At 65.4% G+C, this 20,238-nt stretch carries 20 protein-coding genes; 13 read left to right on the top strand and 7 right to left on the bottom strand.

Annotated elements, in window-relative coordinates; all coding sequences use genetic code 11:
• Positions 1 to 63 precede the first annotated feature (63 nt).
• The 4 genes from CBY09_RS12575 (at position 64) to CBY09_RS12560 (ending at position 2,339) form a co-directional block, all read left to right on the top strand.
• A complete protein-coding gene (locus CBY09_RS12575; protein WP_240515706.1) occupies positions 64 to 663 on the top strand; it encodes a Crp/Fnr family transcriptional regulator in 600 nt (199 codons plus the stop codon).
• Positions 664 to 719: 56 nt separating this feature from the next.
• The gene (locus tag CBY09_RS12570; RefSeq protein WP_094290210.1) at positions 720 to 1,250 is read left to right on the top strand and encodes an anthrone oxygenase family protein; all 531 of its coding nucleotides are present in this window, start codon (positions 720 to 722) and stop codon (positions 1,248 to 1,250) included.
• A 113-nt stretch (positions 1,251 to 1,363) separates the two neighbouring features.
• On the top strand, positions 1,364 to 1,981 hold the full coding sequence (locus CBY09_RS12565) for an NADPH-dependent FMN reductase (RefSeq protein WP_094289946.1): 618 nt from the start codon (positions 1,364 to 1,366) through the stop codon (positions 1,979 to 1,981).
• A gap of 79 nt (positions 1,982 to 2,060) precedes the next feature.
• The gene (locus CBY09_RS12560) at positions 2,061 to 2,339 is read left to right on the top strand and encodes a YkgJ family cysteine cluster protein (protein WP_094289945.1); all 279 of its coding nucleotides are present in this window, start codon (positions 2,061 to 2,063) and stop codon (positions 2,337 to 2,339) included.
• A 37-nt stretch (positions 2,340 to 2,376) separates the two neighbouring features.
• On the opposite strand, the gene CBY09_RS12555 is transcribed toward CBY09_RS12560, so the two are convergent.
• Together CBY09_RS12555 and CBY09_RS12550 are read right to left on the bottom strand one after the other, a co-directional pair.
• Positions 2,377 to 2,745, bottom strand: a complete 369-nt coding sequence (locus CBY09_RS12555; RefSeq protein WP_094289944.1) for a VOC family protein — start codon at positions 2,743 to 2,745, stop codon at positions 2,377 to 2,379.
• 100 nt (positions 2,746 to 2,845) lie between these two features.
• The gene (locus CBY09_RS12550) at positions 2,846 to 3,262 is read right to left on the bottom strand and encodes a DUF4087 domain-containing protein (protein WP_205734136.1); all 417 of its coding nucleotides are present in this window, start codon (positions 3,260 to 3,262) and stop codon (positions 2,846 to 2,848) included.
• Between the two features lie 184 nt (positions 3,263 to 3,446).
• Here CBY09_RS12550 and CBY09_RS12545 point away from each other — a divergent pair, with 184 nt between their 5' ends.
• The 4 genes from CBY09_RS12545 (at position 3,447) to gstA (ending at position 6,725) form a co-directional block, all read left to right on the top strand.
• Positions 3,447 to 4,367, top strand: coding sequence for an RNA polymerase sigma-70 factor (locus CBY09_RS12545; protein WP_094289943.1), 921 nt, complete (start codon positions 3,447 to 3,449; stop codon positions 4,365 to 4,367).
• A 147-nt stretch (positions 4,368 to 4,514) separates the two neighbouring features.
• Positions 4,515 to 4,976 carry a carboxymuconolactone decarboxylase family protein gene (locus tag CBY09_RS12540; protein ID WP_094289942.1) on the top strand — a complete coding sequence of 154 codons (462 nt, stop codon included), beginning with the start codon at positions 4,515 to 4,517 and terminating at the stop codon, positions 4,974 to 4,976.
• Positions 4,977 to 5,149: 173 nt separating this feature from the next.
• Positions 5,150 to 5,923, top strand: a complete 774-nt coding sequence (locus tag CBY09_RS12535) for a class II aldolase/adducin family protein (RefSeq protein ID WP_094289941.1) — start codon at positions 5,150 to 5,152, stop codon at positions 5,921 to 5,923.
• Positions 5,924 to 6,116: 193 nt separating this feature from the next.
• Complete coding sequence (gstA, locus tag CBY09_RS12530) at positions 6,117 to 6,725, top strand: glutathione transferase GstA (RefSeq protein ID WP_094289940.1); 609 nt, start codon at positions 6,117 to 6,119, stop codon at positions 6,723 to 6,725.
• Between the two features lie 135 nt (positions 6,726 to 6,860).
• Here gstA and CBY09_RS12525 read toward each other — a convergent pair whose 3' ends face one another.
• Positions 6,861 to 8,096 (bottom strand): YbfB/YjiJ family MFS transporter, encoded by a 1,236-nt coding sequence (locus CBY09_RS12525; protein WP_094290208.1) that lies wholly within the window; start codon positions 8,094 to 8,096, stop codon positions 6,861 to 6,863.
• A gap of 190 nt (positions 8,097 to 8,286) precedes the next feature.
• Between CBY09_RS12525 and CBY09_RS12520 the strand changes: the two genes are divergently transcribed.
• Positions 8,287 to 9,390: an alkene reductase gene (locus CBY09_RS12520; RefSeq protein ID WP_094289939.1), complete on the top strand. Its 1,104-nt coding sequence runs from the start codon at positions 8,287 to 8,289 to the stop codon at positions 9,388 to 9,390.
• A 138-nt stretch (positions 9,391 to 9,528) separates the two neighbouring features.
• Here the strand turns inward: CBY09_RS12520 and CBY09_RS12515 are convergent, their stop codons facing one another.
• From CBY09_RS12515 to CBY09_RS12505, 3 genes are all read right to left on the bottom strand, one after another.
• Positions 9,529 to 10,107, bottom strand: coding sequence for a hemerythrin domain-containing protein (locus CBY09_RS12515; protein WP_094289938.1), 579 nt, complete (start codon positions 10,105 to 10,107; stop codon positions 9,529 to 9,531).
• A 184-nt stretch (positions 10,108 to 10,291) separates the two neighbouring features.
• The gene (locus CBY09_RS12510; RefSeq protein WP_094289937.1) at positions 10,292 to 11,962 is read right to left on the bottom strand and encodes a methyl-accepting chemotaxis protein; all 1,671 of its coding nucleotides are present in this window, start codon (positions 11,960 to 11,962) and stop codon (positions 10,292 to 10,294) included.
• Between the two features lie 118 nt (positions 11,963 to 12,080).
• Positions 12,081 to 14,333, bottom strand: a complete 2,253-nt coding sequence (locus tag CBY09_RS12505; protein ID WP_094289936.1) for a heavy metal translocating P-type ATPase — start codon at positions 14,331 to 14,333, stop codon at positions 12,081 to 12,083.
• Positions 14,334 to 14,500: 167 nt separating this feature from the next.
• Here CBY09_RS12505 and CBY09_RS12500 point away from each other — a divergent pair, with 167 nt between their 5' ends.
• From CBY09_RS12500 to CBY09_RS12485, 4 genes are all read left to right on the top strand, one after another.
• Complete coding sequence (locus CBY09_RS12500) at positions 14,501 to 14,704, top strand: heavy-metal-associated domain-containing protein (protein WP_094289935.1); 204 nt, start codon at positions 14,501 to 14,503, stop codon at positions 14,702 to 14,704.
• Positions 14,705 to 14,902: 198 nt separating this feature from the next.
• Positions 14,903 to 15,427, top strand: a complete 525-nt coding sequence (gene cueR, locus CBY09_RS12495; protein ID WP_240515705.1) for a Cu(I)-responsive transcriptional regulator — start codon at positions 14,903 to 14,905, stop codon at positions 15,425 to 15,427.
• Positions 15,428 to 15,563: 136 nt separating this feature from the next.
• A complete protein-coding gene (locus tag CBY09_RS12490) occupies positions 15,564 to 17,126 on the top strand; it encodes a type I restriction-modification system subunit M (RefSeq protein ID WP_094289934.1) in 1,563 nt (520 codons plus the stop codon).
• Positions 17,123 to 18,316 (top strand): restriction endonuclease subunit S, encoded by a 1,194-nt coding sequence (locus tag CBY09_RS12485; RefSeq protein ID WP_094289933.1) that lies wholly within the window; start codon positions 17,123 to 17,125, stop codon positions 18,314 to 18,316. Before CBY09_RS12490 ends, CBY09_RS12485 begins: the two co-directional genes overlap by 4 nt.
• A gap of 282 nt (positions 18,317 to 18,598) precedes the next feature.
• On the opposite strand, the gene CBY09_RS12480 is transcribed toward CBY09_RS12485, so the two are convergent.
• Positions 18,599 to 20,062: an ATP-binding protein gene (locus tag CBY09_RS12480; RefSeq protein WP_094289932.1), complete on the bottom strand. Its 1,464-nt coding sequence runs from the start codon at positions 20,060 to 20,062 to the stop codon at positions 18,599 to 18,601.
• Between the last annotated feature and the right edge of the window lie 176 nt (positions 20,063 to 20,238).

Below are 20,238 nucleotides of genomic sequence, written 5' to 3'. Positions count from 1 at the left end.
CTGGTGGCGGGCGCACTTGGCGCCCCAGCAGGCAACCCGCGATTTTCCCACTTTGCGCAGGCCGTGTCTGTTTCTAGCCCCCTCACCCTCTTCCTGACCGAGTTGCTTGGCGCCCCGCCCCCAGCCATAGAGGCCTGGTGGGCACACGCCGAGCGGCGCGTGCTGGAGCGTGGTCAGCCCCTGCTGCGTGCAGGCGAACACTGGCGGCACCTGTGGTGGGTGGAGCGCGGCGCGCTGCGGCTGTATTACCTGGACCGCGACGGCGCAGAGTCCAACAAGAACTTCTTTTTGGACAGCGCCCTGTGCTGGCCCATCACCCCCTCACTGCGTCAGCAACCGGTGATGTTTCACGTGGAACCATTGGAAGACAGCGTGGTGTGGGCGCTGCCCTTGCCCGTCGACCCCGGTGCGCCGCTGCCCAGCGCGGGCTGGGCACCCTGGGCCGCGCTGGAGCACCGGGTGCTCGGCGCCCTGCTCGACGGCAAGATGCAGCGCGAGCAGGAGTTCCTGCAGCTCAGCGCCCGCCAGCGCTACGCCCGCTTGCTGGAGCAACACCCGGCCTGGGCCGAACGCATCGCACTCAGGCATCTCGCGTCCTATCTTGGCGTGACCGATGTGTCGCTATCGCGCCTGCGCAGCGAGATGGGGCTTATCAAAGGATAAGGCGCTGGGGGCGGCTCATCGGCAGACTGCGGGCATCTCACCAAATGCCCGCGCCCATGACAACTGCCCTACGTGCCCAACCCACGCCCGCCCCGCTCGCCCTGATCCCCCACACACTCGCCGTGCTCTGGCTCGGCCTCATGGCCGGGTTTTTCGGCACCTACAGCGCCAACGTCAACCTGGCCCTGCTGCAGATGGACGGCGCGACCTACGCCACCGTGCAGTCCGCCTTCAACCGCAACGTGCGGCACGCCCTGTTCTTTGGTCTGTTCTTTGGCCCGCCCTTGTGGTGTGCGCTCGCCATAGGCACGGCCTGGCGTGAACACCGCAGGCTGTGGTGGCGCCTGCTGGCCCTGGTCGGTGTGGCCTACCTGCTGGGCATCGTGTTCTTCACCCAGCAGGTCAACCTGCCCCTAAACCACACGACAGAAGCCTGGAACCCCCAGGCCCTGCCCGCCGACTGGAGCCGGGTGCGCGACCAGTGGAATGCCGCCAACCTGTGGCGGGCGTGGCTCAGCCTGGGGTGTTTTGCGGCGGCGCTGGGCACGCTGGTGGGGCGCCTGGCCGGTCGCCGCATGCCGGGCTGACGTGGTCAGCGGTGGCCGCCGTCATCCCCCGCGCAGCACCGAGCCAAAAAACCGCACCGCGCTCCCCGCATGCAGGATTCCTGCCGCCCGCCTGTGATTCAATCGAAGGCACCATGCCCAACACCACCACCCCCTCCTCCCTCCTCGTCTTTGCCGGCAGCACGCGCCAGCAATCCTTCAACCGCAAACTGGCCCATGCCACCGCCGCCATCGCGCGCGATGCGGGTGCCAGCGTCACGCTGCTGGAGCTGTCCGACTTCGACATCCCGCTGTACAACGCCGACCTCGAAGCCCAGGGCACACCCGCCGACGTGATCCGCCTCAAGGAAATCCTGTGGCAGCACCCGGCCTGGGTGATCTGCTCTCCCGAATACAACGGCAGCTACACCGCCCTGCTCAAAAACACCATCGACTGGGCCTCCAGCCCGGTCAAGGGCAACCCCGACTGGCAAGACGGCGGCAAGAGCTTTCGCGGCAAGGTCGTGGGCATGCTCAGCGCCTCGCCCGGCGCCCTGGGCGGCCTGCGCTCGCAAAGCCACCTGGCACCCCTGCTGATCAACGCCGAATGCTGGCTCGCGCCCAAGGCGTTTGCGCTGGGCTCGGCGGGCAGCGCGTTCGACGACAGCGGCGCCTTGATCCAGCAAACCCACCGCGACCGCGTGCGCGCCGTGGTGGACCAGGTGCTGTGGGCATCGACCCGGCTGAATGCTGAGGCGGCCACAGGCCAGTGAGCATAAAAACAAGAGTCAAAATAAGCCCTTGCGCGCACCCCGTATGCCTCGATAGCTATACAAACAAGAGCAAACACCCATGGACTGCCGCCCCGGCTGCGGCGCCTGCTGCACCGCCCCCTCCATCAGTTCGCCCATCCCGGGCATGCCCCAGGGCAAACCGGCGGGGGTGCGCTGCATCCAGCTGGGGGAGGATGCACGCTGCCTTATTTTTGGGCAACTCGAGCGCCCGGCGGTGTGCGGCGGGTTGATGCCTTCCACTGAAATGTGCGGCGCCAGCAACGAGCAAGCGCTGGTGTATCTGACGCGGCTGGAGCGACTGACTCAACCGGGAAGTGTGGGCGAACCGGTGGCATAGCCGGTCTTCCTCCTCTTACCGCCTGACCAGGTGACTGCTACTTCATCGAGTGCAGACCTACCTTGTTGCCCTCGGTGTCCACAAAGTGGGCAAAAAACCCGAAGTCACTCCCAATCTCCGTCTTGGGCACCACCACCTGGCCACCGGCCTGCGCCACACGCGCCAGCAGGGGGGCCAGGTCATCGCCGCCGTTCAGGTACACCATGGTCCCGTTCTGCGACGGCACGCCGCCCTCGCCCTGCACAATGGCACCGCCCACGGCCTCAGGGTCGGTGGACAACATGCCCATCATGGTCGGGCCCATGGCCATGGGCGTGATGGTGACGCCCAGCACCGTCTCGTAGAAGGCCTTGGCGCGGGCAAAGTCAGTCACGGGGATTTCGAACCAGTTCAGGGTGTGGGGCATGGGTGGCTCCTGGAATGGGTGGAAGAAAAGAAAACCTGCCGATGTTGACCCAGCTTCGAGCTGCAAACAAGACCGTCACCAAACCTGTGCCTGCGCCGATTCACGGCCTCGGCAACGCCCGATCCTCCCGGCACGCCTTCAGCGGCTTGGCCGTGGCCGACGCAATGCGCAGCACCCGCTGCTCGCTGCGGTCCACCACCACCTTCATGCAGGCGCAGCCGTGGCCATAGTGGCCGTTGGTCTTTTTCCATTGCGCGTCGGTGAACACGGGCCAGTCGCCCTCGGCGCTGGCGCCGCCTTGGGTGGAGATCACCCACTCGCCGTCGCGGTCGGTCAGGGTGGCATTGCCGGGGGTGGGGTTGTGGAACCAGCCGCAGCGGTTTTCGAGCGGGGCGGCGCGGCTGGTCGATGGCACAGCAGTGTTTTGGGCCATGGCGGCCACGGCGCAAGCCAGCAGCGTGGCGCCCAGCGCCAGAGGGCGGGCGTGGCGCCGCAGCGGGGTGGAGATGGGTGGCATGGGTGGTTCTCTCTGAATTGGAAGAAAAATGGGCTCTTCGGCGCTTCCATCATGCCCTGATAGCTATCAAAACAGAAGCGCTTGATACTCTGGTGTCACACAGCGGCGGCCCCGCGCGTCTATGCCCAGGCCCCGCCCGATTTGGTGCTTTGGGCGCACACTCTACCTCCCTCGCTCCGCTGCCATGACGCTTTCTGCCCCCGCCCCCGCCGACCCCTTCACCACCCTGCGGCCGCGCCTGTTCGGCATTGCCTATCGCATGCTGGGCGTGCGCGCCGATGCCGAGGATGTGCTGCAGGACGCCTGGCTGCGCTGGAGCCGCCAGGACCCCACCGCGCTGCAGTCGGCCGAGGCCTGGCTGGTGACGGTGGTTACGCGCCTGTCCATCGACCGGCTGCGCGCACTCAAGGCCGAGCGTGAGGCCTATGTGGGCTGGTGGTTGCCCGAGCCGCTGGTGCAACTGCACGACCCCAGCACCGGCGACGCGCAGCACCACCACACGCCCGAGGCCGCTGCCGAGCTGGCGGGCGAGCTGTCGGTGGCCTTCTTGTATGTGCTGGAGCGCCTGGGGCCCGAGGAACGCGCGGCGTTTTTGCTGCGCCAGGTGTTCGACTACGACTACCCCGAGATCGCCGCGCAGCTGGGCAAGACCGAGGCCGCCTGCCGCCAGATGGTGCACCGCGCGAGCGAGCGCGTGCAGCAGTCGCGCACGCGTTTTGAGGTGCCACGCAACGTGCACCACCAGCTGCTGCAGCGCTTCATGCTGGCCGCGAAAAGTGGCGACCGCAATGCCATCGAAGCGCTGCTGAGCGAAGACGCGCAGCTCATTGGCGATGGTGGCGGCAAGGTGCCTTCGTTCCCCAAGCCGCTGGTGGGGCCGTTCCGCATTGCCAACCTGTACTGGGCGCTGTTCCGCCGCCTGGGCACGCAGGTGGCCTACCGCATGGCGCTCATCAACGGCGAGCCCGGGCTGCTGCGCTATGTGAACGGCCGCATCGAGTCGGCCCAGGCGTTGGTGACGGACGGCGAGCGGATCGTGGCGATCTATGCGGTGCGCAACCCGGACAAGCTGGTGGGGGTGCCGGCGGTGCTGGACCAACGCTGAGGCCAAAGAAGCGACGGTTTTGCGGGCCAATCTGTCACAACCACGCACCGCGCACCGTCTTGAAGGGTATGGAAGGCAGCAGCAACCCGTTCAGTGCGGCTTCTTCCAGAGCAGTTTGTTTTCTTTCCACCCCTTCAGGAGTTTTCCATGTCCCAGCACACCGCCCGCCTCCCCTACCACCAGCTGTCGTCCAAGGCCTTCATGGGCCTTGTGAGCCTGTCCGAAACCATCAAGAAGGGCCCGCTGGGCCTGCGCCTGACCGAGCTGGTGTTTTTGCGCGTCTCGCAGATCAACGGCTGCGCCTACTGCATGGACATGCACTGGCATGTGCTGGTGAAGGACGGCGTGGCGCCGCGCCACCTGAACGCGGTGGCGGGCTGGCGCGAGGCGCCGTTTTTCAGCGAGCGCGAGCGCGCCGCGCTGCGCTGGGCCGAGATCATCACCGCCACACCCCACAGCGATGCAAGCGACGCAGAATTCGCCCAGCTGAAGGACGTGTTCAGCGATGCGGAAATCTCCGACCTGGGTTTCGCCATTGCGGTCATCAACGGCTGGAACCTGATCAATGCAGGCATGCGCGCGCCGATTCCGGAGACACCAGCGGTGTAATTTCAAGCAAAAAAGGCCGTTACCGCGCGACTGTATTGCCCCAATAGCTATTATTTATATAGCACACCTGTACCAGACCACACCCCGCCTGTGTAGCCTGGCTGACAGTCACCCGCGCGCAGGCGGCCTACAGTGGTGCCTCCCAAAACCCACTACAGCGGAGACACCACCCCATGCTCACCATCCCCTCGCTGCAAGACAGCGTCAGCCCCGAAGAATGGCAGCTGCGCTGCGACCTGGCCGCCTGCTACCGGCTCGTGGCGCTGTACGGCTGGAGCGACCTGGTCTTCACCCACATCAGCGCCAAGCTGCCCGAGTCGGTATCGGGCCCGGGCGAGCACCATTTCCTCATCAACCCCTACGGCCTGATGTTCGACGAGATCACGGCGTCCAGCCTGATCAAGGTGGACATGGCGTGCAACAAGCTGCACGACTCGCCCTTCCCCGTGAACCCGGCGGGCTTTGTGATCCACAGCGCCGTGCACGAGGCGCGGCCCGAGGCGGGCTGCGTGCTGCACACCCACACGCGCGCGGGCGTGGCCGTGAGCGCGCAGCAAGGCGGCGTGTTGCCCATCAGCCAGCAAAGCACCTTCGTGCTGGGCTCGCTGGCGTACCACGAGTACGAGGGCGTGGCCTTCCGCGACGAGGAAAAGCCGCGCCTGCAGGCCGACCTGGGCGACGCCAACTTCCTCATGCTGCGCAACCACGGGCTGCTGACGGTGGGCAAGACGATTGCCGACGCCTTCCTGTCGATGTACACCTTCGAGAACACCTGCCGCATCCAGATCGACGCCCAGGCCGGCGGCGCACTGACGAACGTGAATCCCCAGATCGTGAGCGGCGTGGCCCAGGCCATGCGCGTGCAGACCGGCGGCCTGGGCGGCGCGTTTGCCTGGCCTGCGCTGCTGCGCAAGGTGCAGCGCGAAATGCCAGGCTACGACACCTAACCCCCCTGTGTCGCCTTCGGCGCCCTCCCCCCAGGGGGACGCCGCCCGTGCGGCGGGGCGGCCCTTGCATGGCGGCACTGACTTGGGCCGTGCCAGTTTCCGCCTCCGGCGGCCTGTGCAGCGTAGGCGGCCAGCAAGAAAGCTGCGCAGCGCATAGGATCAGCGATTCCCGACTGTTTTCAAGGACCGATCCATGAAGCTGTACTACTCCCCCGGCGCCTGCTCCCTCTCCCCCCACATCGCCCTGCAAGAGGCCGGCCTGGCCTACACCCCCGTGCTGGCCAGCACCAAGAGCCACAAGCTGCAGGACGGCACCGACTACTACACCATCAACCCGCTGGGCTATGTGCCCCTGCTGGAGCTGGACAGCGGCGAGCGCCTGCGCGAAGGTCCGGCCATCGTGCAGTACATCGCCGACCAGGTGCCCGACAAGCAGCTGGCCCCCGCCAACGGCACCCTGGCGCGCTACCGCCTGCAAGAGTGGCTGACCTTCATCGGCACCGAGCTGCACAAGGGCTTCAGCCCCCTGTTCAACCCCGCCACGCCCGACGACTACAAGCCCCTGGTGCGCGAGCGGCTGCTGCAGCGCCTGCAGTGGGTGGATGGCCAGCTCGCTGGCAAGCAATACCTGACGGGCGACCAGTTCACGGTGGCCGACGGCTACCTGTTCACCGTGACCAACTGGGCCAAGCCGACCAACCTGGACATCTCCGGCCTGGCGAACCTGGCGGCCTACCGCGAACGCGTGGGTGCCCGCCCCGCAGTACAGGCGGCCATGAAGGCCGAAGGGCTGCTGAAATAGGGACACCCTCCTGAGGCGCTGCGCGTCTTCCCCCCGCCCTCACTGTGGGGCGGCCCTTGCTCGGCGTTCCTGGCCTGGGCCGCGCCAGTATCGATTGGGAGCGCGTAGCTCCACGCGGCCAAAACTTCAGATGCGCTACAGCGGCTTCTGCCGCCACGCCACCAGCGCCCCCACCCACAGCGCGCAGGCCGAGAACACCAGCCCGCGCGCCAGGCCTCCGGGCCCATCGGCGATCCAGCCCACCACCGTGGGCCCCACGATCTGCCCGGCCGCAAACACGATGGTGAACGCGCTGATGCCGCTGGCCCACAGCGCCTGCGGCAGGTTGTGGCGCACCAGCGCTGTGGTGGATGCCACCACCGACAGAAACACCCCGCCAAACAGCAGCCCCGAGGCCAGCACCACCGGCCAGGCGCCCGTGACGGCAGGCAGCACCGTGGCCAGGCCCAGCAGCGCATTGAGCCGCGCCAGCGCCTCGCCGCCCCGGCTGCGGTCCAGCAGCCCGGCCCAGATGCGCGACGACAGCACCACGGCCAGACCCAGCAGCGCATAAAAGGCCGTGATCGCCCCCCCGCTGGCGCCCTGCTCGCGCAGCAGCGCCACCACAAAGGTCATGTAGCCGATGTAGCCCACGCCAAACAGCCCGTAGCCCAGCAGCGCAGGGGCCAGGGCCCGCCAGCGCAGCCTGGCGGGCGGCGGCGTAATGTTGAATGCTGTGGGGCTGACCGGTGGCGGCGCCAGCACCTGCAGCGCCTGCGCGGGCCACCACAACACCGCCGTGGCCGCTGCACAGGCCAGCGCCAGCGCCCACCAGGCCCATGCCCAGGGGTGCGGCATGGGCCCCGCTGCCGCCAGCACGCCCGGCACCAGCAGCGCCGACAGGCTGATGCCCCAGCCCGTGCCCCCGTAGTACAGCCCCAGCAGCAGGCCGCTGCGCCCCGGCTCGTGCGCGCCCAGCCGCGCGGCCAGCAGCCCCCCGGCGATGAAAACGAGCGCACTGGCCACCCCCGCCAGCAGGCGCTGCAGCAGCAGCCAGGGCGCGGCGGTAAAAAACCCGCTGAGCCCCATGAACACCGAGGCCAGCACCGCCCCCACCAGCAGCACCTGGCCCGGCGCCACCCGCCGCAGCAGCAGCGGCGTGACCAGCGCGCCCAGCAGGTAGCCCAGCGCATTGGCCGTGTTCATGCCCCCGGCCAGGGTGTACGACCAGCCCAGGTCCTCGCGCATGGGCGGCAGCAGCAAGGCATAGGAAAAGCGCGTAATGCCCAGCGAAATCGCCGCCCCCATGGACAGCGCCGCGGCCAGCCACAGGGCGGGAAGGGGCGCGGTGGGGGCGACGGAAACGTCAAGGGAGGCGGGGCGTGTGGGCATGGCGTTTTGATTCTGCCGCAGCCCGGCAGAGCGTGCCGGGGCCTGCGCCCGGCCCGCCAACCTGGCCGTGCGGCTATCACAAAAACAGAAGCCTTGTTGACGCATGTGCGCTGCAGATTTTGCGCTGCAGCATTACGCTTGCGCCCGTTCCATCGTTGGTCTGCAACCCTTTTTCCGAAAGCCTCGACCCATGCCTTTTCTGTCTGACCCCGTCCAAGCCGGTGACCTGCAACTGGCCAACCGCATCGCCATGGCGCCGCTCACGCGCAACCGTTCGCCCAACGCCATCCCCACCGACCTGGTCGCCACCTACTACACCCAACGCGCTAGTGCGGGCCTGATCATTTCAGAGGCCACGGCCATCAGCCACCAGGGCCAGGGCTATGCCGACGTGCCCGGCCTGTATGCGCCCGAGCAGATCGCGGGCTGGAAGAAGGTGACGTCCTCCGTGCACGCCGCAGGCGGCAAGATCGTGGTGCAGCTGTGGCATGTGGGCCGCGTCTCGCACACTGACCTGCAGCCCGGCAACGCTGCACCCGTGGCGCCCTCGGCCATCCAGGCCAACACCAAGACCGTGCTCATCAAGGACGGCGTGCCCACCTTCACGCCCACCTCCATGCCCCGCGCGCTGGAGCTGGCCGAGATCCCCGGCATCGTGGCCGACTACCGCCGCGCAGCCCGCGCCGCCATCGAGGCGGGTTTTGACGGCGTCGAGATCCACGCCGCCAACGGCTACCTCATCGACCAGTTCCTCAAGACCGGCGCCAACCAGCGCACCGACGCCTATGGCGGCAGCATCGAGAACCGCGCCCGCCTGCTGCTGGAAGTGACCCGCGCCATCACCTCCGACATCGGCGGCGGCCGCACCGGCATCCGCCTCTCGCCCGTCACGCCCGCCAACGACATCGTCGATGCCGACCCGCAACCGCTGTTCGACTACGTGGTGCACCAGCTCGGTCCCCTGGGCCTGTCTTATCTCCACCTCATCGAAGGCGCCACCGGCGGCCCGCGCGAAGTGGAAGGCCGCCCGTTTGACTACGCTGCCCTCAAGGCCGCCTACCGCGCAGCGGGCGGCCAGGGTGCGTGGATGGTCAACAACGCCTACACCCGTGAGCTGGCCGACACCGCCCTGGCCCACGGCGCCGACATCGTGGCCTTTGGCCGCCCCTTCATCGCCAACCCCGACCTGGTGGCGCGCCTGCACGCCAACGCACCGCTCAACGAGGTGAACCGGGCCACGCTGTACGGTGGTGGGGCCGAGGGGTATACGGACTACCCCGCGCTGAGCGCCTGAGATCGCGTCGCGGGGCGCAGCCATGTGCCCTCGCGCTCCGCCCTTCCCGACCGTTCGGGCTGAGCCAGTCGAAGCCTCGCGCAGCGCTTCGACAAGCTCAGCGTGAACGGTTTTGCATTGGCGGCGTGCGCAGTCAACTCACCCCAACCCTATCGGACTGGGAGCCCGCATCACGATGCGGGTAAACAGCCTGTCATACGCCGCATCGCGCGGCTTGCCGGGGGCCAGCGGGTTGGTGTTGCTGGCAAAGGCCGCGTCGATGGCCACCCAGTCGCCCGGCTGCAGGCATTCCTGGGCCGCAGGCAACACCACGGATTCTTCCAGCCGCATGTGGTCCAGGTAGAAGCGGACGTACTTCTGCAGCGCCTGGGCAAACACCTCACGCCGCGCATCGCCCATCAGTTCCCAGCCCAGCAGCAGGTGCTGCAGTTCACGCACGGCCGCCTCGCCGCCCGCGTGTTCGCGCTCCAGCTGCGCAATGGCTTCGGCGGCCTGGGGCGAGCGCTCGGCCACCCGGGGGAACAGCCACTGCGATTCCTTGGGGTGGTGCTGTCGCTCGGGAAACTCGTCGATGTAGAACAGCATCGCCCGCATCACATCAAAAAAAGCGGCGGGCTCGTCGCCCGGGCCCTGGTCCAGCATCAGGCGCAGGGAGTGGAGCATGGCCGACAGCGACGCATGCTCTTCGCGAATGGTTCGCAGGCTGATCGATGGCATGGCGCGCGCTCCAGAATAAACAACGGGAAGCCAAGGGTGCCACGGCAGGGTGGCTGCGCCCATGACGCAGGTCAACAAACCCGGTGCATGGCGGCGCGGCGCAACCCGCCCAAAACAAAGGCCCCGCAAGCCAAGCCTGCGGGGCCTTGGGCGCACAGGGCGCCAGGGGGATGGGTGGGCGGACTCAGCGCGTCAGCCGGGCCTGGGCAGGGCCCGCCGCCAGTGCCTGGGGCTCTTCCTGGTACGGCGCGGCCACGCTGCGGGAGGCGTGGTGCTGGCCATGCCCCATGGCCTCGGCCAGGCGGAACTGCTGCACCACCTGCGACAAGCGCGCGGCCTGCTCACGCAGCGACTCGGCGGCGGCGGCAGACTCTTCCACCAGCGCGGCGTTTTGCTGCGTCATGCGGTCGATCTCGCCCACCGAGCTGTTCACCTGGCCGATGCCGGCCGACTGCTCGGACGCAGCCGCCGTGATCTCCCCAATGATGTCGCCCACGCGCTGCACGCTGCTCACGATGTCCTTCATGGCCGTGCCCGCTTCTTCCACATGGCGCACGCCGCCATCCACCGCCGTCACGCTGCTCTGGATCAGGCCCTTGATGTCGCTGGCCGCTGCGGCACTGCGCTGCGCCAGGCTGCGCACCTCGCTGGCCACCACGGCAAAGCCCCGGCCCTGCTCGCCTGCGCGGGCGGCCTCCACGGCCGCGTTCAGCGCCAGGATGTTGGTCTGGAAAGCAATGGAGTCGATCAGGCCGATGATGTCGCCGATCTTGCGGCTCGATGCCGAGATTTCATGCATGCTGGCCACGGCCTGCTGCACCACACCGCCGCCGTGTGTGGCGATCTGTGAGGCCGATGCTGCCAGCTGGTTGGCCATCTGCGACGACGATGCGGTTTGTTGCACGGTGGAGGTCAGCTGCGACAGCGAGGCCACGGCCTCCTGCGCGTTGCTGGCTGTCTGTTCGGTGCGCTGCGACAGGTCCTGGTTGCCCGTGGCGATCTCCTGGCTGGCCGTGGCGATGTTGCCGCTGGCATCGCGCACTTGCGCCACCAGCGCGCCCAGACCCTGCTGCATCTCGCGCAGTGCGCGCTGCAGGTCGGCCACTTCGTCCTTGCCCTCAGCCGCAATGTGCTGCGACAGGTCACCGCCCGCAATGGCCTGCGCCATCTTGCGCGCTTCTTCCAGGGGCTTGCAGATGGAGTTCATGTTCATCAGCGTGGTAGGCACCACCACCACCACCGTGATCAGCACGGCCAGCACAAACAGCCACTTGGTCTGGTTGGACACCTCACCCTGCTGCGCCACCGATTGCGTGACCTCGTTGCGCAACACCGTGTCCAGCTCCAGCATCAGCTTGTCCGCCTGATCGAACTCGGCCACGGCCTTGCCGCTCATGCGGTTGGCAATGGTGGCCGTGTCGTAGCCGCTGGCTTCGAGCTGGCGCGCCACATGGGCAAACAGGTCCTTGTAGCTGTCGAGTTTGGTGATGATGTTGCGCACCACCACGTTGTCGGCATCCTCGCCCCCTTCCAGGAACTTGCCCGCAATCTTCTTGGCCTTGTCGTGGCTGGCCAGCCACTTGGTGTGGGCGGCCTTCACGGCTTCGGGCTTCTCGTAACCAATGATCATGTCCTTCTCATACTGGCGGATGGCGCCCATCTCGCCGCGCAGCTCGGCCATGTTGCTCACCTTGGCGAACGAGTTGTCCATGAAGTTCTGGCTCATGTCATGGATGCGGAACATGCCCAGCATGCCCGCGCCCCCCAGCAGCCCCAGCAGCCCCAGAACCACGCCAATGGCGCCCAGCATGCGCAAACGTATGGTGAACTGCCGCATGAGCGAGAAGAGATTCATGATCTGTCGTCCTTGATATAGCTATGCCAATGCGGTCGCCGCACCTCCCCCGAGGCCACGGATATGCAACAAAACGTTGCAGTTTGCCAGACATCGATGACCGTGCTGTACGTATTTATCACATGCGCCACCGCTTGAGTAAGAGGGCATTCGCCATGACGCTGACCGAGCTGAGCGCCATGGCCGCCCCTGCCACCACCGGGTTCAGATACCCCAGCGCCGCCAGCGGAATGCCCGCCACGTTGTAGGCAAAGGCCCAGAACAGGTTCTGGCGGATCTTCATCACCGTTCGGTGCGAAATATCCAGCGCCGCCGCCACCAGCATCGGATCGCCACGCATCAGCGTGATGCCCGCTGCATGCATGGCCACATCGGTTCCGTTGCCCATGGCCATGCCCACATCCGCTGCAGCCAATGCCGGGGCATCGTTAACGCCGTCGCCCACCATCGCAACATGATGGCGCTTGCCGTCGCTCCCCTGTTGCAACGCAGCCACCTTGGCCGCCTTGTCCCCCGGCAGCACCTCGGCCATCACCTCGCCCGCCGCCGGGTCCAAGCCCAGTCTGCGCGCCATGGCCTCGGCCGCGCCCCGGTTGTCGCCCGACACCATCACCGTGCGGATGCCGCGCGCCTTCAGTGCCGCCAGCGCCTCGCGCGCGCCAGGTTTGGGTTCGTCGCCAAAGGCCATGACCGCGCGCAATGCCAATCCCTCAGCCACACGCTGGGCCACGGCGGACACCGTGGCGCCTTCGCGTTGCAACGCCTCCGCGCGGTCAGACAGCGGGCCCAGGCCCACCCCCAGCTCCTGCATCCAGCGCAGGCTGCCCACCAGGTAGCTCTGGCCGTCCACCTCGCCCTCGGTGCCGCGCCCGGGCACAGCGCGCACGTCCTGCGCGGTGGCCACGTGGATCTGCCGCTCGCCCGCAGCCGCCACCACCGCGCGCGCCAGCGGGTGCTCGCTGCCACTTTGCACCGCCGCCACAGCCGCCATCACCGCAGCGTCGTCCAGGCCAGGCACCACCTCAAACGCCGTGAGCCGGGGCTGGCCCACGGTCAGCGTGCCGGTCTTGTCAAAGGCCACCGTGTCCACCTTGTGCGCCAGCTCCAGCGCCTGCACGTCCTTGATCAGGATGCCGTTCTTGGCCGCCACCCCCGTGCCCGCCATGATGGCCGCCGGCGTGGCCAGCCCCAGCGCACAGGGGCACGCAATCACCATCACCGCCACCGCGTGGATCAGCGCCGCCTCCAGCCCTGCGCCCATGGCCAGCCAGCCCGCCAGGGTCACCAGCGCCACCACCAGCACCACCGGCACAAAAATGGCCGACACCTGGTCCACCAGCCGCTGGATGGGCGCCTTGGCGGCCTGGGCGTCCTCCACCAGCCGGATGATCTGGGCCAGTACCGTCTCGGCGCCCACGGCCGTTACCGCCATCACGATGCGGCCATCGCCGTTGATCGAGCCACCCGTCAGCGCCGCGCCCGCATCACGCGCCACGGGCAGCGGCTCGCCGGTCAGCATGGATTCATCCACCTGCGTATGGCCCTCGTGCACCCGGCCATCCACGGGAATGCGCTCACCCGGCCGCACCACCAGCTGGTCGCCCACCAGCACCTCGGCCACCGGCACATCCACCTCGCCCTGCTTGGTGAGCAAATGCACCACATCCGGCCGCAGCGCATGCAGCGCACGGATGGCCGCCGTGGTCTGGCGCTTGGCGCGCGCCTCCAGCCACTTGCCCAGCAGCACCAGCGTGACCACCACGGCCGAGGCCTCGAAGTACAGGTGCGGCACATGCCCCGGATGGTCCGTGGGCGCCGTCAGCCACAACCACATCGACAGGCCCCAGCCCGCGCTGGTGCCCAGTGCCACCAGCAAATCCATGTTGCCGCTCAACGCCTTGGCCGCATGCCACCCCGCCTTGTAAAACCGCGCCCCCAGGATGAACTGCACCGGCGTGGCCAGCATGAACTGCACCCAGGCGGGCAGCATCCAGTGCTGGCCGAACAGGTCACCGATCATGGGCAGCACCAGCGGCACCGACAGCAGCAGGCCAATGCCCACGGGCATGAAGCCCGCCCAGGGTGACAAGTCCTCGGGCGCGTCCTCCTGCCCCACCGCACGCGGCTCGTAGCCCGCGTTGCGCACCGCGCGGCGCAGCACCGCCTCCATGGCGGCAGCATCAGCGCCCACCTGCGTGACAAAGGCAATGCGCGCAGACTCGGTCGCCAGGTTGACCGAGGCCTCCTGCACGCCCTGCACCTTGCGCAGCGCACGCTCCACGCGGCCCACGCAGCTTGCGCAGGTCATGCCGGAGATACCGAGGTCCAGCGAATGGACTGCCTCTGAGGAATTGAGAGTTGGAGTGTTCATGGCCGGGATGCTGATCCTTGACGTGATGGCAAGGTCAAGCATTGACATTGATCAACCCTCACATCATGAGTGTCTTGAACGGCGTTTGACTCTGCCACGATGTCAAGCTTCAACATTCACTTGGGTCGCTTCAACGGCCCTCTTGAAAACCAACCCGAGGACACCCCATGACAACCACCACAACTTTCCAAGTGCAGGGCATGACCTGCGGCCACTGCGAACGCGCCGTCACCCAGGCATTGCAGCAGGTAGACCCCGACGCCCAGGTCCGCATCGACCGCGCCAGCGGCAAGGTGGACGTGGACAGCACCGCCCCCCGCGAGGCCCTGGCTGCCGCCATTGCCGAAGAAGGCTACACCGTCGCGGCTTGAGAGGCTGAGAGTCTTTTGCCTATGCCCGCCTTGCACGCCATAACACCGCTGCTCGTCGTTGCAAATGCGCGCCATAGCCCGAGCTATGGCTGTGCTTTGCGCCTCGATCAGCGGCGTTTTGGCGCACCTTTCGGGCACTGGCAAAAAACTCTCAGCCTCTGAGCGCCACGCCACCACACACCCAGCAAGGGCCACACCATGACCACGCCCCACTCCCCCCATGCCTCGCATGTGGCGCCAACCGCGCGCGCCAAGGCCGCTGCACCCCGCGCCACCACCTGGCCCGTGCCCATTGGCGTCGCCGCCCGGCGCGCTGGCATCTCGGCGCGCATGGTGCGGCACTACGAATCGCTGGGCCTCATCAACGGCGTGGCGCGCACCGACAGCGGCTACCGCCAGTACACCGAGGCCGACGTGCACGCCCTGCACTTCATCCGCCGCAGCCGCGACCTGGGTTTCTCGATGGAAGAAATCGCCGAACTGCTGGGCCTGTGGCACGACCGCAGCCGCGCCAGCAGCCAGGTCAAGCGCATCGCGCAGCAACACATCGACGACCTGAGCGAACGCATCGCCCAGATGCAGGCCATGCAGCGCAGCCTGCAAACGCTGGTCTCCTGCTGCAAAGGCAACGACCGGCCGGACTGCCCCATCCTGGACGACCTGGCGGCGGGGCACAGCGAGTCCGGCAGCCCAGCACCACGCAAAACGCTATCAAATAAATAGCTGCAAAGGCATATCCATCGCGCGGCAGGGGCCAGAAAACCTTCAAACTCCTGCCCACCACGCGGCCCGCACCTCTGCGGCAAGCACCCCATGGCAGACTCTCAGGCTTTCTCACAGCCTGCTACTGCCTGCCCCCATGCTCACCGGTGACCTGCGCAACAAAGTCGATCAAGTCTGGAACGCCTTCTGGTCCGGCGGCATCGCCAACCCCATTGAAGTCATCGAGCAGATCACCTACCTGCTCTTTCTGCGCGCCCTCGACAGCGACCAGACCCGCGAAGACAACAAGGCCCTGCGCCTTAAGACAGCGCCAGTGCGCATCATCCCCACGGGGCTGGACCCCAACGGCAGGCCGCTGGAAGACATGCGCTGGTCGCGCTTCAAGAACATGGCACCCGCCGAGATGTTCGACGTGCTCAGCAACCAGGTCTTCCCCTTCCTGCGCGGCTTGCAGATGTCCGGTGGCCCTGCTGCCGAAACCGCCTTTGCGCACCACATGCGCGACGCCCGCTTCACCATCCCCACGCCCGGCCTGCTGGCCAAAGTGGTCGATTTGCTCGACACCATTCCCCTGGACGACCGCGACACCAAGGGCGATCTGTACGAATACATGCTCGGCAAGATCGCCTCTGCCGGGCAAAACGGCCAGTTCCGCACCCCGCGCCACATCATCGACCTGATGGTGGCCCTCACAGCCCCCACACCGCAAGACACCATTTGCGACCCCGCATCGGGCACCTGCGGATTTTTGGTGGCCGCAGGCGAATACCTGCGCCGCACCTACCCCGACATGCTGCGCGTGCCCGCGCAAAACACGCACTTCCACCACGGCATGTTCCACGGGTATGACTTTGACAACACCATGCTGCGCATCGGCAGCATGAACATGGTGCTGCACGGCGTAGAGCACCCCGCCATTGAATACCGCGACTCGCTGGCCGAAGGCGCGGCAGGCGATGCCGAGGCCTACAGCCTCATCCTGGCCAACCCGCCCTTTGCGGGCAGCCTGGACTACGAAAACACCGCCAAGGATCTGCAGCAGACCGTCAAGACCAAGAAGACCGAGCTGCTCTTCCTCGCCCTGTTCCTGCGCCTGCTCAAAACCGGCGGGCGCGCCGCCGTCATCGTCCCCGATGGCGTGCTCTTTGGCAGCAGCAAGGCCCACAAGGAACTGCGCCGCAAGCTGGTCGAAGAGCAAAAACTCGACGCCGTCATCAGCCTGCCCGGCGGCGTGTTCAAGCCCTACGCGGGCGTCAGCACCGCCATCCTGCTCTTCACCAAAACCATGAGCGGCGGCACGGATAACGTGTGGTTCTACGACATGCAAGCCGACGGCTGGAGCCTGGACGACAAACGCCAGCCCCTGCTGGATGCAAGCCTTTTAGGCCTGCAGCGCTTTACTGGCGGGCGCAGCCAGCTATCAGAATCAGAGCACACCAAAAACAACCTGCCCGACGTGCTGGAACGCTGGGGGCAGAGGAGCGGCAGCGAACGCGAGCGCCCCCGCACCGCGCAGAGCTTTTGTGTGCCCAAGGCCGACATTGAGGCCAATGGGTATGACCTGAGCATCAACCGCTACAAGGAAGTGGTGCATGAGCAGGTGCAGCACCGCGCGCCGGGGGAGATATTGGCGGAGCTGCGGGCGCTGGAAGACGAGATTGCGCGGGGGATGGATTCGTTGGAAGGGATGTTGAAGTGACTTGGCCCGTAGTTCCACTCGAAAACGCGCTTAATTCGGCCCTCGTTTTCGTTGATGGGGACTGGGTCGAGTCCAAAGACCAAGACCCGGACGGCGATGTTCGCCTCATTCAACTTGCAGACATTGGTGACGGCTACTACGTTAACAAGTCAAACAGGTTTTTGACCTCCGACGCTGCGCGAAGGCTCAAATGCACTTTTCTTGAGACAGGCGATTTACTCATTGCCCGAATGCCAGACCCACTGGGGCGCGCGTGCATTTTCCCCGGTGACTCAAAACGAACAGTGACTGTTGTTGACGTCTGCATCATCCGCCCTGATTCGAATACCGTTCACCCGCCTTGGTTGATGCATTGCATTAACTCACCCCAAAGCAGAAATCAGATTGACGAGTACACGACTGGCACTACGCGGCAGCGTATTTCTAGAGGCAATTTGGCGAAGATAAAGATCGCACTTCCACCGCTGGAAGAACAACGCCGCATCGCCGCCATCCTCGACCAAGCCGAAACCCTCCGAACCCAACGCCGCACCGCCCTGGCCCTGCTCGACGGCCTCACCCAGTCCCTCTTTCTCGATATGTTTGGGGACCCGGTGGTAAATCCGAAGGGGTGGGAAAAGCACGCGCTACAAACCATTTGCGAGGCAATCAACGACTGTCCTCACTCAACCCCGGAGTGGACAGAATCAGGCATGGTATGCCTGAGAACATCAAACCTCACAGCGGGCGATTGGGACTGGAGAGACACGCGTTATGTCTCAGAAGATACGTTCCATGAACGATCGAAACGAGGTTACCTACGCCCTGGTGACATCGTTCTCAGTCGCGAAGGAACTGTTGGTATTGCGGCAATAGTGCAAACCGGAATGGCGCTGTGCATGGGTCAAAGGCTGGTACAGCTCCGGCCCGACGCTGAGGTACTTGCACCTGGATACCTGCTGAGACATCTGCTGTACGTCCTCTCCCCTTCAAGGATTAGCCAGCTTATGGTCGGATCAACGTCACAACATCTGAACGTGAAGGAGTTGCGCGCGCTTCAGATACCCCTGCCCCCCCTCCCCCTCCAACAAACCTTCGCTACCCGCATCGCCTGCATCGAAGCCCTCAAAGCCTCCCACCGCCACGCCCTGACCGCGCTGGATGCGCTCTTTGCCTCGCTGCAGCAGCGAGCGTTTGCGGGGCAGTTGTGAAGGACGGCCACGACCTACGGTAAAGGGAAAATCCCTGACTTTCCAATAGATTCAATGACTTAGCCGGTGGTGCCCTCATTCGTGAGGGCACCAAAGCTTGGCCTTTTTAGTGTTGGGCAGGGACAGCAGCAGGCGCAACACGCCCAGCGCTCCGGACGAGCAATGGGCACCTCCATCAAGTACCCGTCAAATAAGCAGCTTTTGCTAACTTGTTGTCAATAAAGGGAATTTTTGAAAAAAGCGCTTCGGTGACGCCCTTTCATCAAATACCCATCAAACAAATCAGGCCCAGTGCGGCACATAGCGGCGCAGCTTGGGCGCCGCAGCTTCATCCTCCAGGCGGATGACGCCAGCCGCCAGCGCATCCTTGAGCAAACGGGAGGCTATGGCGCTGTTTTTGGGGTCAATGCCAAAGCGCTGGCGCAGCGTGGTGTTGGTCATGTATTCACGCTGCACATAGCGCAGGCAAGCGTGCAGATAAACGGCGCGCACCCGGTCCTCCCGATCCATGCCCGCCAGGGGGCGGGGAGCAAACAGGGTGGCGCGAGTGGATTCGCCCACCACGTCAAACGCAGGGGCAGGGAGTTGGTACAGCTCGGCCTCAGACACCACCTTGTCCACACCGCTGCCGCGCTCCTCACAAATGCCCACCAATCGCATGATGGAGGCCAGGCTCTCATTGCGCGACCGGGGCGGGTGATCGAGCATGCGCTGGGGCTCCATGAGCGGCTTGCCCGGGTTGGTGATTTCCATGCGGTCATCAAAAATTTCGACCATGGGGCCACTGCCCGTAACGCTCAAGTCCTGATGGATCAGTGCGTTGGCAACCAGTTCACGAATGGCCAATTCGGGGTACATACGCACCGACTTGCGCAATGCCTGACCGATCACTTCATTGATGGGCAGCAGGTTGTTCACAAATCCCACCAACCCTTCAAAGCCCGCCGCGTAGCCGCGCATGCCTTCTTGCTCCCGCAGGGTTTTGACGCGCCCGGTCCCTTCGTAAACCACCACGCGCACGGCCTTGCGTTGCAGGCGCGGAAAGTCAGCCAAGCGCTTGGCAAATAGCAATGCCCCAAGATTGAAGATGCGCCAATGACCGCCACCCATGGGTTCCACTAAGCGATGTGCTTGCAAACCGGCCAGCATGCCGTCGCGGTGATTGGGAACTGGTTTGTCCAGCAACTCAAAAAATGCCGGGTAGTCGATGAGTTTCAAAACTTCATCGGCGCTGAGCTTCTCAGCGGCAGCCAACATCTCGAACGGTGTGGCGTCCAGCATCCGCCATAACGTGCGCTCTTTTTCAGGAAAGTCCTTGAGTGGCTTCTTGTAAGTGCCGACTCTGATGTACTCCACCCCTTGAAATTTCACTGGGTGCCGAAACGCAGAATCAATCTCCAGCAAAACGACCGAACGCCCATCGATCTCAATGTTGTGGAAATGAAACCCGATGCGCGGACTCAACAGCCGCAACAACCAGCTTTCCAGCTCTTCGTTACCTTGCCGAGCAGTTCGCGGGTCAAAACTCGTACCCACGATGGCGTGCCCGTCGTCGGCAACGCCCCAAAGCATGTAAGCATGGGCCCTGCCTTCCAAAGCAGCACTGTTGGCCAGTGCAGAGATGTACTCGCCAATGTCTTGCGGTTCGGCCTTGTTTTCCTTGAACTCCAGCCAGCCCGTTTCAGATGGCATGGCCGCAAACTCAAGTACCAAACTGCGCAAGTAATTTTGGTCTCGCAAGTTCATCTCTCTCCACAGTTTCCAGATTGCATATTCGGTCGCCAATTCTTGAGATGGGACCACAGCGCAGTATGGCAGCAGCCTTCATGAAACCGACACAAGCACTGAGCGTTGTCACCGGGTGAGCCTTCGCAACAAAAAAACTACCCATGGCTTGTGAAGCAAGCCCATCACTTAAAGTG

The organism is Acidovorax kalamii (assembly GCF_002245625.1).
GTDB classification, from domain to species: domain Bacteria; phylum Pseudomonadota; class Gammaproteobacteria; order Burkholderiales; family Burkholderiaceae_C; genus Acidovorax; species Acidovorax kalamii.
Note: the sequence above shows the minus strand (reverse complement) of the source record. Positions and strands in the feature narration are given on the sequence as shown.

Bases quoted from the DNA above. Each gene is read 5' to 3' on its own strand.
- CBY09_RS12565 (WP_094289946.1), top strand. From the start codon at position 1,364: ATGCCCAACACCACCACCCCCTCCTCCCTCCTCGTCTTTGCCGGCAGC.
- CBY09_RS12500 (WP_094289935.1), top strand. From the start codon at position 14,501: ATGACAACCACCACAACTTTCCAAGTGCAGGGCATGACCTGCGGCCAC.
- CBY09_RS12545 (WP_094289943.1), top strand. From the start codon at position 3,447: ATGACGCTTTCTGCCCCCGCCCCCGCCGACCCCTTCACCACCCTGCGG.
- CBY09_RS12540 (WP_094289942.1), top strand. From the start codon at position 4,515: ATGTCCCAGCACACCGCCCGCCTCCCCTACCACCAGCTGTCGTCCAAG.
- gstA (WP_094289940.1), top strand. From the start codon at position 6,117: ATGAAGCTGTACTACTCCCCCGGCGCCTGCTCCCTCTCCCCCCACATC.
- CBY09_RS12510 (WP_094289937.1), bottom strand. From the start codon at position 11,962: ATGAATCTCTTCTCGCTCATGCGGCAGTTCACCATACGTTTGCGCATG.
- CBY09_RS12520 (WP_094289939.1), top strand. From the start codon at position 8,287: ATGCCTTTTCTGTCTGACCCCGTCCAAGCCGGTGACCTGCAACTGGCC.
- CBY09_RS12490 (WP_094289934.1), top strand. From the start codon at position 15,564: ATGCTCACCGGTGACCTGCGCAACAAAGTCGATCAAGTCTGGAACGCC.
- CBY09_RS12480 (WP_094289932.1), bottom strand. From the start codon at position 20,062: ATGAACTTGCGAGACCAAAATTACTTGCGCAGTTTGGTACTTGAGTTT.
- CBY09_RS12560 (WP_094289945.1), top strand. From the start codon at position 2,061: ATGGACTGCCGCCCCGGCTGCGGCGCCTGCTGCACCGCCCCCTCCATC.
- CBY09_RS12535 (WP_094289941.1), top strand. From the start codon at position 5,150: ATGCTCACCATCCCCTCGCTGCAAGACAGCGTCAGCCCCGAAGAATGG.
- cueR (WP_240515705.1), top strand. From the start codon at position 14,903: ATGACCACGCCCCACTCCCCCCATGCCTCGCATGTGGCGCCAACCGCG.
- CBY09_RS12505 (WP_094289936.1), bottom strand. From the start codon at position 14,333: ATGAACACTCCAACTCTCAATTCCTCAGAGGCAGTCCATTCGCTGGAC.
- CBY09_RS12525 (WP_094290208.1), bottom strand. From the start codon at position 8,096: ATGCCCACACGCCCCGCCTCCCTTGACGTTTCCGTCGCCCCCACCGCG.
- CBY09_RS12550 (WP_205734136.1), bottom strand. From the start codon at position 3,262: ATGCCACCCATCTCCACCCCGCTGCGGCGCCACGCCCGCCCTCTGGCG.
- CBY09_RS12515 (WP_094289938.1), bottom strand. From the start codon at position 10,107: ATGCCATCGATCAGCCTGCGAACCATTCGCGAAGAGCATGCGTCGCTG.
- CBY09_RS12570 (WP_094290210.1), top strand. From the start codon at position 720: ATGACAACTGCCCTACGTGCCCAACCCACGCCCGCCCCGCTCGCCCTG.
- CBY09_RS12555 (WP_094289944.1), bottom strand. From the start codon at position 2,745: ATGCCCCACACCCTGAACTGGTTCGAAATCCCCGTGACTGACTTTGCC.